The sequence below is a fragment of the Brevundimonas sp. SL161 genome, from assembly GCF_049896985.1.
GTDB lineage: Bacteria > Pseudomonadota > Alphaproteobacteria > Caulobacterales > Caulobacteraceae > Brevundimonas.
In genome coordinates this window covers 19870-32538 of the sequence record NZ_JAFCVJ010000018.1, presented here as the reverse complement: position 1 = coordinate 32538, position 12669 = coordinate 19870, and the positions used below count along the sequence as shown (strand labels likewise).

14 protein-coding genes and 1 tRNA gene are annotated in these 12669 nt (G+C 64.8%); 6 read left to right on the top strand and 9 right to left on the bottom strand.

What is annotated here, in order from left to right; genetic code table 11:
- Positions 1–198 precede the first annotated feature (198 nt).
- From ACP7AU_RS12770 to ACP7AU_RS12760, 3 genes are all read right to left on the bottom strand, one after another.
- Positions 199–753, bottom strand: coding sequence for a hypothetical protein (locus tag ACP7AU_RS12770; RefSeq protein ID WP_426051629.1), 555 nt, complete (start codon positions 751–753; stop codon positions 199–201).
- A gap of 37 nt (positions 754–790) precedes the next feature.
- Positions 791–1123 carry a DUF3768 domain-containing protein gene (locus ACP7AU_RS12765; protein ID WP_426051628.1) on the bottom strand — a complete coding sequence of 111 codons (333 nt, stop codon included), beginning with the start codon at positions 1121–1123 and terminating at the stop codon, positions 791–793.
- A gap of 114 nt (positions 1124–1237) precedes the next feature.
- On the bottom strand, positions 1238–1813 hold the full coding sequence (locus tag ACP7AU_RS12760) for a tyrosine-type recombinase/integrase (protein ID WP_426051627.1): 576 nt from the start codon (positions 1811–1813) through the stop codon (positions 1238–1240).
- Positions 1814–2022: 209 nt separating this feature from the next.
- On the opposite strand from ACP7AU_RS12760, the gene ACP7AU_RS12755 reads away from it, so the two are divergent.
- Both ACP7AU_RS12755 and ACP7AU_RS12750 read left to right on the top strand, forming a co-directional pair.
- Entirely contained in the window at positions 2023–2541 is a 519-nt protein-coding gene (locus tag ACP7AU_RS12755) for a hypothetical protein (protein WP_426051626.1), read from the top strand.
- 587 nt (positions 2542–3128) lie between these two features.
- Positions 3129–3947 (top strand): site-specific integrase, encoded by an 819-nt coding sequence (locus ACP7AU_RS12750; RefSeq protein ID WP_426051625.1) that lies wholly within the window; start codon positions 3129–3131, stop codon positions 3945–3947.
- 63 nt (positions 3948–4010) lie between these two features.
- Here ACP7AU_RS12750 and ACP7AU_RS12745 read toward each other — a convergent pair.
- From ACP7AU_RS12745 to ACP7AU_RS12735, 3 genes are all read right to left on the bottom strand, one after another.
- Positions 4011–4085: transfer RNA gene (locus ACP7AU_RS12745), tRNA-Val, on the bottom strand.
- Positions 4086–4159: 74 nt separating this feature from the next.
- The gene (locus ACP7AU_RS12740) at positions 4160–5449 is read right to left on the bottom strand and encodes a dicarboxylate/amino acid:cation symporter (RefSeq protein ID WP_426039553.1); all 1290 of its coding nucleotides are present in this window, start codon (positions 5447–5449) and stop codon (positions 4160–4162) included.
- Positions 5450–5735: 286 nt separating this feature from the next.
- Positions 5736–6482 carry an SDR family oxidoreductase gene (locus ACP7AU_RS12735; RefSeq protein WP_426051624.1) on the bottom strand — a complete coding sequence of 249 codons (747 nt, stop codon included), beginning with the start codon at positions 6480–6482 and terminating at the stop codon, positions 5736–5738.
- Positions 6483–6586: 104 nt separating this feature from the next.
- On the opposite strand from ACP7AU_RS12735, the gene ACP7AU_RS12730 reads away from it, so the two are divergent.
- A complete protein-coding gene (locus ACP7AU_RS12730) occupies positions 6587–6991 on the top strand; it encodes a winged helix-turn-helix transcriptional regulator (protein ID WP_426051623.1) in 405 nt (134 codons plus the stop codon).
- 150 nt (positions 6992–7141) lie between these two features.
- On the opposite strand, the gene ACP7AU_RS12725 is transcribed toward ACP7AU_RS12730, so the two are convergent.
- Entirely contained in the window at positions 7142–7858 is a 717-nt protein-coding gene (locus ACP7AU_RS12725; protein ID WP_426051622.1) for an HAD-IA family hydrolase, read from the bottom strand.
- A gap of 67 nt (positions 7859–7925) precedes the next feature.
- On the opposite strand from ACP7AU_RS12725, the gene glmU reads away from it, so the two are divergent.
- Together glmU and rpiA are read left to right on the top strand one after the other, a co-directional pair.
- Entirely contained in the window at positions 7926–9272 is a 1347-nt protein-coding gene (gene glmU / locus ACP7AU_RS12720) for a bifunctional UDP-N-acetylglucosamine diphosphorylase/glucosamine-1-phosphate N-acetyltransferase GlmU (protein ID WP_426051621.1), read from the top strand.
- Complete coding sequence (rpiA, locus tag ACP7AU_RS12715; protein ID WP_426039589.1) at positions 9266–9952, top strand: ribose-5-phosphate isomerase RpiA; 687 nt, start codon at positions 9266–9268, stop codon at positions 9950–9952. Before glmU ends, rpiA begins: the two co-directional genes overlap by 7 nt.
- 20 nt (positions 9953–9972) lie before the next feature.
- Here the strand turns inward: rpiA and ACP7AU_RS12710 are convergent, their stop codons facing one another.
- The gene (locus tag ACP7AU_RS12710; protein ID WP_426051620.1) at positions 9973–10494 is read right to left on the bottom strand and encodes a hypothetical protein; all 522 of its coding nucleotides are present in this window, start codon (positions 10492–10494) and stop codon (positions 9973–9975) included.
- Between the two features lie 14 nt (positions 10495–10508).
- Positions 10509–10928, bottom strand: a complete 420-nt coding sequence (locus tag ACP7AU_RS12705) for a hypothetical protein (protein ID WP_426051619.1) — start codon at positions 10926–10928, stop codon at positions 10509–10511.
- Positions 10929–11262: 334 nt separating this feature from the next.
- Between ACP7AU_RS12705 and gor the strand changes: the two genes are divergently transcribed.
- Entirely contained in the window at positions 11263–12642 is a 1380-nt protein-coding gene (gene gor / locus ACP7AU_RS12700; protein ID WP_426051618.1) for a glutathione-disulfide reductase, read from the top strand.
- Positions 12643–12669: the final 27 nt, after the last annotated feature.

Here is a 12669-nt window from a genome sequence, read left to right as displayed (position 1 = left end):
GCACCAACCGACGATCTCTTAAAGGCAGTCGGCTTCCTGCCTTCAAACGCGGGATCCGAGCCATCGGCGCCCGGTCTTATCGCCTTGAACGAACTGTCTGCTTCCGCAAGAGGGCGGCCAGCTCGTCAGCTTATACAAAAGTCATTTTTGACGGTTTCGCTCGTCGTCATGGCGTCCGGAACCGCATCCGGGGTCGCCTTAGCCCCCTTCCGACATGGTCGTCCGACGCGGCCTCATGTGCACCAGCAGCGTCTCCCGGGGCTTAATGCGGTAGCGGCCGCGCTTGATGGAATACCGCTCCAAATCCAGCTCCGTCATGGTCCCGGAGTCCCGAAGGACGATGGTCTGCGACGCGACCGATGAGGCGACGGTCCAATGGCTGTAGGTGGGCGTCGATACGTTGAGGATGAGCGCGGAACGGCCAGAGGCCATGATGTCGGCCATCGCTTCGAGGAAGGCCGCATCCGTGTCGAAGACGGCCCTGCGGAAGGGGCGGGAGACGGTCACAGCGCCCCCCAGCGGCTTGCGGAAACCTGGGAACGCTAAGGTCGCGGCCTTGATCAAGTCTCGCCCATCCAGCCCTGAATCAATGGCCTTCTTCAGCGTCCGACTAGGAATCGACGCGGCAAGTGTCACAAACAGGCTCCGATGCAATGGCGTTCGCGGTCGTTTGAAGCCCACGAGGTCAAGAGCGTTGATAAGCGCGTAGAGACCGCACAGCCCGTCAAAGTCACCTTGTTTTGCGGGCCTCATGATCGACGCCCTAGGTAGTGTTCCTCGTGCACCGGCATCAGTATTCCTCCGCCAGCATGACCGTAAGCACGCGGACGCAGTCCTTCGCGTACGAGGGATCTACGGCCTGTGAGGTGAGTGATTGGTTGTAGTAGTCGATCTTCCAAAAGATCCGCTGCCCGGACACCGTAACGGCGCCAAAGTCGTGCTCGCCGTAGGGGTCGTTGTCCTCATTAAAGTCGTTGGCCTTGGCGATCGCCAGCATCGCGCCGACGACTCCCTCGGGCCCCATCGACATAACGCCCTGGCTCATCAGGATGCGGCCCCCGACATGGGTTTGGCGCAGTTGATCGTTGAGTGTGCGGATGCGCTCGCGTCTTTCGACGGACATGGAAACCTCCTGTTGGACATGAGTCATCGCTCTCTGGCGGGATGCCGGAACGCTGCGGTCGAGCTGCTTGTGTGGTGGACTAGAGAGGGCGGCCAGGAGCCGCCGAAGGGAGCCTTACAGACTGTGAACCAGTCGACGCTGAGCGTCGCTGTCACCATCGATGTAGCGTTGGGTCACTTCAATGGATTTGTGGCCCGCAAGGAGCTGGACATCCCGCAACGTGGCCCCGGATCGATGGGCGTTACGGGCGGCGTTGGTGATGAAAGTTCGGCGTCCTGAGTGCGAAGAACACCCCGCCGCGCCAACCTCTGCAAACAGTACGACGAACCAGTTGACGATGCTGTTGGGCCGAAGGTGACCGCCCTTCGCAGACGTTATTACCGGGCCGATCCGGGCGGCCGGAGGAGCCAGCTTGGTGAGGGCCTTGCGGAGATCCGGATGCATTGGGACGCGCCGGCCGCTGCCCATCTTGGCGATGGTGTCGGGTATCGCGATGGAGGACCCGACCTTTCCGTTAGCGTCGAGCACCATGGACCAGTCCAGCCCTGCGATTTCGCATGCCCGGAGACCTGCTCGAAGAGACAGAAGGATCATCACTTGGTCGCGTTTGCCCAGTGGTCGGGCCTGAGCGATCAAGAGGGTTTTTCGGATGATAGGGTCGGTGAGAGCTTTGGCCTGGCGACCAGCCATGGGTGATCCTTTCGGCGGTGTGGCACCTGTCGGTGATCGTTTGATGTGGGGGTTGGTTGTGGGCTGGCATAAGCCCAGCTCACGCTCAACCATAGTCCACAGCCAATGATGTGTCAACGGTGCGCATGCCAAAAAGCATTCAGGGCAAGAGTGTTAGGGCATGCAGCTTGCATGTCTGCTGGGTGCATGTATGATAGGCGGAGGAGCAAATGATGTTTTCTCGCCAGGACATTCTCGAAATCAGCGGCATGAAAGTGCCAGCCTACGATGCCCTAGCCAGTCGTGGGTTGCTGCCGTTCAAGGTTGTTGGTGGTCAGTTTGGCGAAAAGCACTTGCTGAAGCTGGGAATGTTCCGGGCGCTTGGCGGCAGCGGCGTCTCCCAGGCGGTGGCTGCTCGAGCCGTCGATCGAGGTTTCGACGATTTCGATAGCTTCGTGGCGGACGCCAAGGCCCCTTCCAAAGCTGTTTTCTTCTTTGGTGTAAGCGCTGTGGAGACCGAACCGGATGCCGATTGGCACCCGATTTTCGCTGTCTGGCGGCCCGGCCGAGCTATGAAGCTTGCCGCGCCAAGAAGCCAAGATATCGACACTCAACCGCCTGCACGCATGGTCCTCATCGATGCGACCAAAGTCGTCTCGGAAGTTCTGGAGGCCGCACGCCGCGTGGGACGCAGTGGCCGAGAACTGGAGGCTTGGGCTGTGCACTTCCACGCCGAGGTCAAACGTTGAACTCGATCTCTCAGGAGGCCGGGGTCGATGCGCGTTAGCGCCCGCTCGCGCGCGCGCATACGCGCATCGACCTCTGATTGGGACGACGATGACCCGATGACGCTCATCGAGTTCGCGGAAGTATTCGGGGATCGGTACCCAATCACCGTGTCGGCGATGCGGACTGAGATCGGACGCGGCCGTCTCGCTGCTTCAAAAGTTGGCGGTTCTTATTTCGTTACCCCGAAGAAAGTGAAGGCTCTATTCCAATGCCCCGCGGAACCAAAGGTCCGAGGCTCTATCTCCGCAAGGGTCGAACAGACGCGCGGAGTGGCCAACGTATCCCAGACAGGTGGTTCATCAGAGACGGACCGACTGAAGTCGGCACAGGCTGCGGCGTTGAACGCCTGGGAGACGCCGAGAAACAACTAGCCACTTACATCCAAAGTAAGTGGCAGCCGCCCGCTGGCGAAAGCGACCCCAGCAAAGTTCTAATCGCCGACGTCTTGGCGCTCTACAGCGTGGAGAGGGGAGGGGCGCTAAGGTCAGATGCGGCCACCATGAAAGGATTTGTGAGTTGGCTCCTTCGCTGGTGGGCGGACCGCACCTTGTCGGACGTCCGCCGCAATACCTGCGAGGCCTACGTAAAGTATCGGACTGCCCAACCGATCAGGCACGGCACGACAGGTCGCAAAGCGTCAGTTCAGACTGCGCGACGGGAGCTTGAGGTCCTTTCAGCAGCCATCGGCTATTGGGACGACGAGCACCACCTTACACGCCGTCCCAAGGTCATCCTGCCAGAGAAGCCGGAGAGCTCCCGAGACGCCCTGACCCGCTCTGAAGCGGCATCTCTGTTGTGGGCGTCGCTCGGTCATCGGAAGAACGCGGACGGTTGGCTAACCCTATCGGGGTCCTCGAAAACGAACCGTCAGCACCTCCGTCGTTTTATCTTAATCGGGCTCTATACCGGGTCGCGGGCGGGGGTGATCAAACGTTTGTCGTGGACCGAGAGCCTCCAGGATCCGTGGGTCGACCTCGACGCGGGGATCATCTATCGCCGCGGCCGGAATGAACGCGACAGCAAAACTAAGCGTCGGCCGCTGGTCAAACTCCCTCAGAAACTGATCGCGCATCTGCGGCGATGGAAGGAGCAAGACGCAGGGAAGGGAGTTGCCACGGTCCTTCATCATGGCGGACAGCCTGTCGCATCCGTCCGCACGGGTTTCTCGACCTGTGTTGCGGACGCCGGCTTGAAGGATGTGACGCCACATTGGTTACGCCACACCTCGGCGACCTGGCTGATGGAAGCGGGCGTCGACCTCTGGACCGCTTCTGGGTACCTCGGGATGTCAGGTCAGACGCTCGAAAAACATTACGGTCACCACCGACCTGATCACCAATCCGCAGCCCGCAAAGCTTTTGCCTAGGCCGTTTTTGGGTAGCAATCTGGGGAGCGCTTCAGAGCTTCTAAGCTAAGCCGCTGTAAGGAATGGTGGATGCTGCAGGGATTGAACCTGCGACCCCCTCGGTGTGAACGAGGTGCTCTCCCGCTGAGCTAAGCATCCATCTCGGGCCCCGCAGGCAAGGCGCCAAAGCGGGGAGGCGCGGACATAGCCCGCTCCCCGATCGGAGGCAAGCCTCAGATGCCGGCCGCCCGAACCCCCTCCGGCGTCTCCGCGTCCGGGTCGCCCGGCAGCCAGGCGACGTGGCCATCATAGATGCCCTCGTTGAGGATGCCTTCCTCCTTGGCCACCAGCACGGGGACCAGCATCTGGCCCGTGACGTTGGTCGCGGTGCGCATCATGTCGATGATCCGGTCGATGGCGACGATATAGCCGATCCCCTCCAGCGGCAGGCCGGCCGTCGACAGGGTCAGGGTCAGCATGACGATGCTGGTCCCCGGCACGCCCGCCGTGCCCAGCGACCCGAGGATCGCCGTCAGCCCGATCAGGACGTACTGGGTCAGAGACAGCTCGATCTGGAAATACTGGGCGATGAAGATGGCCGCGATGGCCGGATAGATGGCGCCGCAGCCATCCATCTTGACGTTGGCGCCCAGGGGCACGGCGAAGGCCGCATAGGCCTGGGGCACGCCGAGCCGCTCGACCGTCTGACGCAGGGTGATGGGCAGGGTGCCGATCGACGACGAGGTCGCGAACGCCGTCTGCTGGGCCGCGAAGGCCCCGCGGAAGAAGCTGGTCGCCTTCAGCCCGTGCAGCTTCAGCAGGCCCGAATAGACGATCAGAATGTGGAAAAGACAGGCCGCATAGATGGCGATGATGAACTTGCCGAGCGGCAGCAGCGCCTCCCAGCCATAGCCGCCGACGACCGAGCCGATCAAGCCGAACACGCCGAACGGGGTCAGCTGGATGACCCAGCGGGTGATGCGGAAGATGATGGCGGCACCCTCGTCGACGAACCGTCGCGCCGTCTGGGCCCGGTCGCCCAGCGCCACCAGCGCCGCCCCGACCAGCGCCGAGAAGAAGATGATCTGCAGCACCCTGCCTTCGGCCAGGGCCGCGAAGGGGTTGGTCGGGACGATCCCGATCAGCACATCAAGCGGCGTCGGGATCTCCCGCGCGCGCACCTCGCCGAGCGGCAGGTTGGCCAGCCCCACGCCCGGATTGATCAGATGCCCGAAGGCGAACCCGACCAGAACGGCCAGCAGGGAGGTGATCGCAAACCACATTATGGTCCGCGCCCCCAGCCGGATCGCCCCGGCGCCTTCGCCCAGCTTGGCGATCGACGAGGCGATGGTGAACAGCACCAGGGGCGCCACCACCATCCGGATCAGGTTCAGGTAGATGTCGCCGATCGGCTGGAGCCAGACGGTCGCCTGTTCCCTCAGGATCAGACCGGCGACGATGCCCAGCGCGAACCCTGCGGCGGTGCGTTGCCACAGAGGAATGGCGAAGAATCTGGCGAACATACAGGCGGCCTTCGGGGAGGAGCCTCTCAAGATGTTGGCGGCAGCCCTGCGCCGCAACGCGATGGCGACGCAGGAATTCTGCAAAGAGGGTTAGAAAATCTCTTTCGTCATCCTGCGGCGAAGCGCAGCGGAGACCGGGGGACCCAGCGGCGCGCGAGAGCGCGAACCTGTCGCGGACACTGCTGCTTCCGACATCGTGCCTGAAACGATCGCCTTCGTCGCCGCTGCGTCCCCCGGTCTGCGCCGCTAAGCAGCGGCTTGCCGGAAGAGGACGAAAGAAGAAGGTTCAGTGCGCCCCGTTCAACGCCGCATACACCGCCGCATAGTCCCCGCGCCGGTCCGCCTCGCTGAGGAACTTCACCCGCCCCACCAACACCTCTGCCTCGCCCGCCTCGAACAGTGCCAGGCTCTCGGCCGTGAACTCGGCCAGCGGCATCGATCGCGGATCCTCCGCATGCCCGGGCATCAGGTCGGTCGCCACCGCCGGCGGGGCCCATTCGATCACCCTGACCGAAGTCCCGGCGAGCTGCGTCCGCAGCGACTGGCTCCACGAGCGAATCGCCGCCTTGGTCGCCGAATAGGTCGGGGTCGCCGCCAGCGGCACGAAGGCCAGTCCCGACGACACGGTCACGAAACTGGCCGCCGGCTTCGTCTGTAGATGCGGCAGGACCGCCGCTGCCAGCCGGATCGTGCCCAGCAGGTTGATAGCGACCGTCTCGTCCACGACGCTCATGTCGAATACGCCGTCCGACAGATCCTCGGCCTTCATGATCCCGGCGTTGGAGATCACCGCATTCAGGTCCGGATGGGCGGCGATCACCCTGGCGGCGAAGGCTTTGATCGAGCGGGCATCGGCCACGTCCACGGTCTCGAACACCATCCCCGGATTGGCGGCACAGACCCCTTCCAGCACCTCGGCGCGGCGGCCGGCGATGATGACCTTTGCGCCCTTTGCATGCAGGGCCTCGGCGAAAGCGCGGCCGATCCCGGTGCCGCCGCCGGTGATCAGGACGGTGTCGTTTGCGGTATCCATGGGTGTCTCCTCGGGGGTGTGAACCGATGACGGATCAGCTATACCCGACACTCTCTGTCGGGAAGCAGGTACCCGAAAGTTCTATACGCACCCCAGAGAAACCAATGACCAGCACGGCCGCAGTCCGCCCTCCCGTTTTCGATCATCCGCCGGTCGATCCGCGCGTCGAGGCCCTGGTCAACGAGGTCATCGGCCGCGTCGCCGACAAATGGACCATGATTGTGCTGGATGTCCTGGCCGAGCACGGCGAGTTGCGCTTCACCCGTCTAGGTGAACTCTCCGGCGGCGTCAGCCAGAAGATGCTGACCCAGACCGTGCGTCGGATGGAACGCGACGGCCTCGTCGTCCGCACCGTCCATCCGGTCGTCCCGCCCAAGGTCGAATACCGCCTGACTGACCTCGGCTTCAGCCTTGCCGAGGCCTTCTGCGGGGTGTGGCTATGGGCCGAGACAAACCTGGAACGGATCGAGGCCTCGCGAGCCGCGTTGGATGCGGCGAAAGCGGGCTAGCCGATCAGCCGAGCGACTGTGACCAGGGTGACAATGACCGTGCCTGTCAGCGCCACGCGATTGTGACGATGCAGGTAGGCGAGAACTTCTCCGAACACAGGCTTCTCCTTTTCGGGAGGAGCAGCTTGACAGTGAGATTTAAAGATCGGGTTAGGCGCCCGCCAGGGCCCGCGTTACATAATGCTCCACCACGATCATATCGACGGCTTCCTCGATGTCCTCGAACGCGTCGACGATGACGTCGGGCTCCAGATCCTCAATGGGCACGGGGGTGTAGCCGAAGCTCACGCCGATCGACGGGATGCCGGCATCGCGCGCACAGTCGATGTCGGGCGCTGCGTCGCCGACCATGACGGCGCGGGCCGGGTCGCCGCCGACGGACCGGATCGCCTCGATCACATGGGCGCCCGAGGGTTTGCGTTGGCTGACCCGGTCAGGGCCGACGATGGCGGCGAAATGCTTCGTCAGGTCGATCTTGCCCAGCAGCAGTTCCGAAAGGTCCGACCGCTTGTTGGTCACGACGATCAGGGTGGCGCCGCGCGCGGCCAGGGTTTCCAGGGTCTCGACCACGCCCTCGAACGGCCTGGAGTGGTCGGCGATGTGGTCGATGTAGTCGGCGATGAAGGCGTCGAACAGGACGGGGTCGTTCGCCGCCTCGACGGGCGCTCCCGCCAGCTCGAAACCGTGGACCAGCAAGGCGCGCGCCCCGCCGCCGATCAGTTCCCTTGCGCTCTCCATCGGCGCGGGCGGCAGGCCTTTCAGGACCAGCATCCGGTTCAGCGTGCCGACCAGGTCCTCATGCGTCTCGACCAGGGTGCCATCCAGGTCGAAGGCAAGGGTCCAGCCTTCGAGGTCACGTTCGATCATCAGTCGTCTCCCGTCGGCCGTCCCGATGGGCTAGACCACGGCGCGTGACTAGACCCCGGACCGATTCATGACCACCCATCCCAGAGCCGCCATCATCCTTGCCGCCGGCCAGGGGACGCGGATGAAGTCGCCCCTGCCCAAGGTGCTGCACCCGGTCGGCCACCGCGCCATGCTGGACCACGCCATCGATGCGGCCGAGGCCCTGCACTGCGAGCGGATCGTCGTCGTGGTCGGCGCCCACTCCCCGGAGGTCCGCGCCCATGTCGTGGCGCGTCTGGGCGAGGACGCGGTTGCGGTCCAGGACCCGCCCATGGGCACGGGCCACGCTGTCCGCGCCGCCGAGGCGGTGCTGGGCGACTTCATCGGTCAGGTCGTGGTCACCTATGGCGACGTGCCCCTGATGCGCGCCGCCGACATCGAGGCGGTGTTCGAGACGCGCGACGGCGTCACTGTGATCGGCTTCGAGGCCGCCGACCCGGGCGCCTATGGCCGTCTGGTCATGGACGGCGAAACCCTCGCCGCCATCACCGAAGCCAAGGAGGCGTCGCCTGAGGTTCTGGCAATAACCACTTGTAATTCAGGCGTTATGGCCGCACCGGTAGGCCTGTTGTTCTCCCTTTTGGCCGAGGTGAAGAACGACAATGCCAAGGGCGAATACTATCTGACCGACGTCGTCGAACTGGCCAGGAAGCGCGGAGAGCCGACCCGGGTGACCATGGCCTCAGAGGACTCCGTCATGGGCGTTAACGCACAGTTCGAACTGGCCCAGGCCGAGGCCCTGTTCCAGAAGATCCAGCGCGAGACCTTCCTCGCCGCCGGCGTCACCATGTCGGCGCCGGACACCGTCCACTTCGCTTGGGACACCGAGGTCGGGGCCGGATCAATCATTGATCCGTTCGTCGTCTTCGGCCCTGGCGCCCGCGTCGCCGAGCGCGCCCGCATTCGCAGCTTCAGCCATATCGAGGGCGCCACGGTCGCGACCGGCGCAGAGGTCGGCCCCTACGCCCGCCTGCGGCCCGGCGCGGACTTGGGTGAGGACGTAAAGGTCGGCAACTTCGTTGAGGTCAAGAATGTTCGCATGGATGCGGGCGCCAAGGCCAGCCACCTGTCCTATCTCGGGGACGGTTCGGTCGGGGCGGGCGCGAACATCGGCGCGGGCACGATCTTCTGCAATTACGACGGCTACAACAAAGCCCTGACGACTGTAGGCGAGGGGGCCTTCATCGGCTCCAACGCGTCTCTGGTCGCCCCGGTGACCATCGGCGCGGGCGCCATCGTCGGCTCGGGCTCGGTGATCGTCGAGGACGTCCCCGCCGACGCCCTGGCGCTTGCCCGTGGCCGTCAGGTGAACAAGGACGGCGCCGGCGCGGCCTTCCGCAACAAGGCGAAAGCGAAGAAGGCGAAGTCCTGGTGAGCGATCTGCAAAAACAACGCGCCGGAGAAGCCGCCGCCCTGCGCGTCGAGGCTGGCATGGTCGTCGGCCTGGGCACCGGCTCCACCGCCGCCTGGTTCGTCAAGGCTCTCGCGGCGCGTGGCCTGAACGGCCTGCGCTGCGTCCCGACCTCGGAGAAGACCGCCGACCTAGCCCGGGAACTGGGCCTGCCGCTGGTCACGCTGGAGGATGTCTCCCGCATCGACCTGACCGTCGACGGCGCCGACGAGATCGGGCCCGGCCTGGCTCTGATCAAGGGCGGCGGCGCGGCCCTGCTGCGCGAGAAACTGGTGTGGGAGGCGTCCAGCCGCTGCATCGTTATCGCCGACGCGGCCAAGGTCGTGCCGGTTCTGGGCGCCTTTCCCCTGCCGATCGAGGTGGTCGCCTTCGGTCACAAGACGACGGGCAACCGAATCGCCGACGTCCTGATCGACCACGACATCCAGATGCCCGCCCGTCTGCGTCAGGCGGATCGCGGCGTGGTCCGCACCGACGGCGGCAACGTTATCTACGACGCCAGATGCCAGGCCATCCATGACCCGGTCCGTCTCGCCGACGACCTGAAGCTGATCACCGGCGTGGTCGAGCACGGTCTGTTCCTCGACCTTGCTGACGAGGCGATCATCGGCACGGACACGGGCGTGGAGATCAGGCTGCCCTGACCTCCACGCCGGCTCCGGCGCTATTCTTCGGCGCTGTTCAGCCGGGAGTGGGCGCGGTGGATCGAACTGGCGATTTCGCGATTGCTCGCCCGCGTGCTGCGCAGGGTGCGCCGGGCGTCATACAGTCCTTCGAGATAGGCGAGGTCCCCCTGCGTCAGGCCTTCGGCCGTCTCGGGCGCATCGAACACGTTCAGCACCGAGGCGTAGGCGCTGGTGTCCGCTTCAGCGTCGATCTGGGCGAAGACCACCATCGAGACATAGTCCGCCAGTTGCTGGGCCGAAACGTTCGCCACCTGGTCCACATCCAGCACCACGACAGTCTGGATGATCTCGTCGACGACCTGGGTGGTCAGGTTCGAGGCGCGGCGCGTCGTCACGATCGGGGCATAGGTGTGCGAGTGATCGCATTCGTTGCGGCAATCGCCCGGCAGTCGCACGGCGCGGAGGCCCGTGTCGGTATCGACGGGCATGCTGACGGTCCACCAGCGAACCGGCGCATCGGAGGCCTTGAACGCGTCATAGGCCGTAAAGCCACGGTCCATGCCGCTGCCGCCCATCAGGAAGCGCGAGCGTCGCTCGGTCGGGCCTGTGTCGCGGCGTCCGCGTCCGCGGCGGCGACGATCACGACGTTGGGCTGGCACCCCGGACGGCCGCTCTCTAGGCCCAGATCCTGGGCGACGGTCTGGACGCGATCGACGATGTACTGGCCGACGTCAGTGCGCAGATTGGCCACCCCGACGCACACGCGATTGTCCCAGCGCGCCAGACCCCGGTTACGTGCCGGGGCGGCGACCTCATCGACAAAGTTCAGGATCATGGTGTCCAGCGGACGGCCCGTGACCTCGATGTCCTCCAGCCGGATAGGCTCGCCCGTCTGGGCCACCTGCGGCGCCACCTGGAGCGGCCGGTTCGACGCATTGGCGTCACCCTCGATCGACAGGGTGGCCATAACGGCCAGGGCGGCGAGCGTAAGCATGGCGGTGTCTCTCCTGAACAGGTCCCGGAGACGAGGCTAACACTGATCTGTGGTTGTTCAACTGCGGCTGGTGCAACGCGCTTGCCGTGGCCTGAGAGCGACAGGCGCCACCCGCGCTGGGCGCGTTCCTGAGGCCCCGACGCCGGCCTGTTCGAGCCCTGCCGTCACTGCGCAACGGTCAGGGGGGCCCGAGGCCTGAAGCTGAAGCGGGAAGGGCGCTTGTCCCGAGCGTCAGCGGCGCCTAAATCCGTCCGCCGACGCCGCCAGCGACGCCCGGCCTCTCCGGACGCTTCGGACGCTTCGGACTGTATTTTCCGTCCGCTTCGAGATCGCCATGGCCGACTACGACTACGACCTCTTCGTCATCGGCGCCGGGTCCGGCGGGGTGCGCGCGGCGCGTCTGACGGGCCTCGGCGGCAAGCGCGTCGCCATAGCCGAAGAGTTCCGCGTCGGCGGCACCTGCGTCGTTCGGGGCTGCGTGCCCAAGAAATTCATGGTCATGGCCTCGGACTTCGCCCACCAGTTCGAAACCGCCGAGGGCTATGGCTGGACGGTGGAGGCCAGCTTCGACTGGCCGAAATTCATCCAGGCCAAGGACGTCGAGATCGCCCGACTGTCGGGCATCTATGCCGCCAACCTCGGCAAGGCGGGGGTCGAGCTGATCCACGGCCGTGCGGTCCTGAAGGATGCCCACACCGTCGAGATCGTCGGCAAGGACCAGACGATCACCGCCGAACGCATTCTGATCGCCACGGGCGGCCGGCCCTGGATGCCGGACGACCTGCCGGGCATCGAACACGCCATCACGTCGGAAGGGGCCTTCCACCTGCCCGAACTGCCCAAACGCATCCTGATCGCAGGCGGCGGCTATATCGCGGTGGAGTTCGCCGGCATTTTTGCGGGCCTGGGGGTTGAAACGACCCTGATCTATCGCGGCCCGAACATCCTGCGCGGTTTCGACGACGACGTTCGCGCCCACCTGGCCGGCGAGATCGAGAAGCGCGGGATCAAGGTGATCCTGGGTTCCCAGCACACCGAGATCACAAAGACCGCGACGGGTCTGATGAACGTTCTTGAAAACGGCATGGAGATCGAGACCGACGTCGTCATGTTCGCCACCGGCCGGGTCCCGCATGTCGTCGATCTGGGGCTGAAAACCGCCGGGGTCGAGCTGAACGAGAAGGGCGCTATCAAGGTTGACGCCCTGTCCCGGACCACCGCCGACAATATCTGGTCCATTGGCGACGTCACCGACCGGATGAACCTGACCCCTGTCGCCATCCGCGAGGCCGTGGCCTTCCACGAGACGGTCTACAAGGACAACCCGCAGCATTTCGACTACGAGGCCGTCGCCACGGCGGTCTTCAGCCAGCCGCCTGTCGGCGTCGTCGGCCTGGCCGAAAGCGAGGCCCGGCACACCTGCGCCAAGGGCGTCGATGTCTATGTGACCCGCTTCCGGCCGATGAAATACGCCTTCACCGGCAGTGATGAGCGGGTGCTGATGAAGCTGGTCGTCGATGCCGACACCGACCGCGTGGTCGGCGTCCACATCGTCGGTTCCGAGGCGCCGGAGATGATCCAGCTGGCGGCCATCGCCGTGAAGGCCGGCCTGACCAAGGCGCAGTGGGACGCCACCTGCGCCGTCCACCCTACGATGGCCGAGGAACTGGTGACCCTAAAGGTCAAGCAGTCGCAGGAAACGAGCGCAAGCTAAGCCGCACGTCTCCTCCCTGTCGCGCAG

Coding starts and splice junctions, on each gene's coding strand:
- ACP7AU_RS12770 (WP_426051629.1), bottom strand. CDS start 753: ATGAGGCCCGCAAAACAAGGTGACTTTGACGGGCTGTGCGGTCTCTAC.
- ACP7AU_RS12765 (WP_426051628.1), bottom strand. CDS start 1,123: ATGTCCGTCGAAAGACGCGAGCGCATCCGCACACTCAACGATCAACTG.
- ACP7AU_RS12760 (WP_426051627.1), bottom strand. CDS start 1,813: ATGGCTGGTCGCCAGGCCAAAGCTCTCACCGACCCTATCATCCGAAAA.
- ACP7AU_RS12755 (WP_426051626.1), top strand. CDS start 2,023: ATGATGTTTTCTCGCCAGGACATTCTCGAAATCAGCGGCATGAAAGTG.
- ACP7AU_RS12740 (WP_426039553.1), bottom strand. CDS start 5,449: ATGTTCGCCAGATTCTTCGCCATTCCTCTGTGGCAACGCACCGCCGCA.
- ACP7AU_RS12735 (WP_426051624.1), bottom strand. CDS start 6,482: ATGGATACCGCAAACGACACCGTCCTGATCACCGGCGGCGGCACCGGG.
- ACP7AU_RS12730 (WP_426051623.1), top strand. CDS start 6,587: ATGACCAGCACGGCCGCAGTCCGCCCTCCCGTTTTCGATCATCCGCCG.
- ACP7AU_RS12725 (WP_426051622.1), bottom strand. CDS start 7,858: ATGATCGAACGTGACCTCGAAGGCTGGACCCTTGCCTTCGACCTGGAT.
- glmU (WP_426051621.1), top strand. CDS start 7,926: ATGACCACCCATCCCAGAGCCGCCATCATCCTTGCCGCCGGCCAGGGG.
- ACP7AU_RS12710 (WP_426051620.1), bottom strand. CDS start 10,494: ATGGACCGTGGCTTTACGGCCTATGACGCGTTCAAGGCCTCCGATGCG.
- ACP7AU_RS12705 (WP_426051619.1), bottom strand. CDS start 10,928: ATGCTTACGCTCGCCGCCCTGGCCGTTATGGCCACCCTGTCGATCGAG.
- gor (WP_426051618.1), top strand. CDS start 11,263: ATGGCCGACTACGACTACGACCTCTTCGTCATCGGCGCCGGGTCCGGC.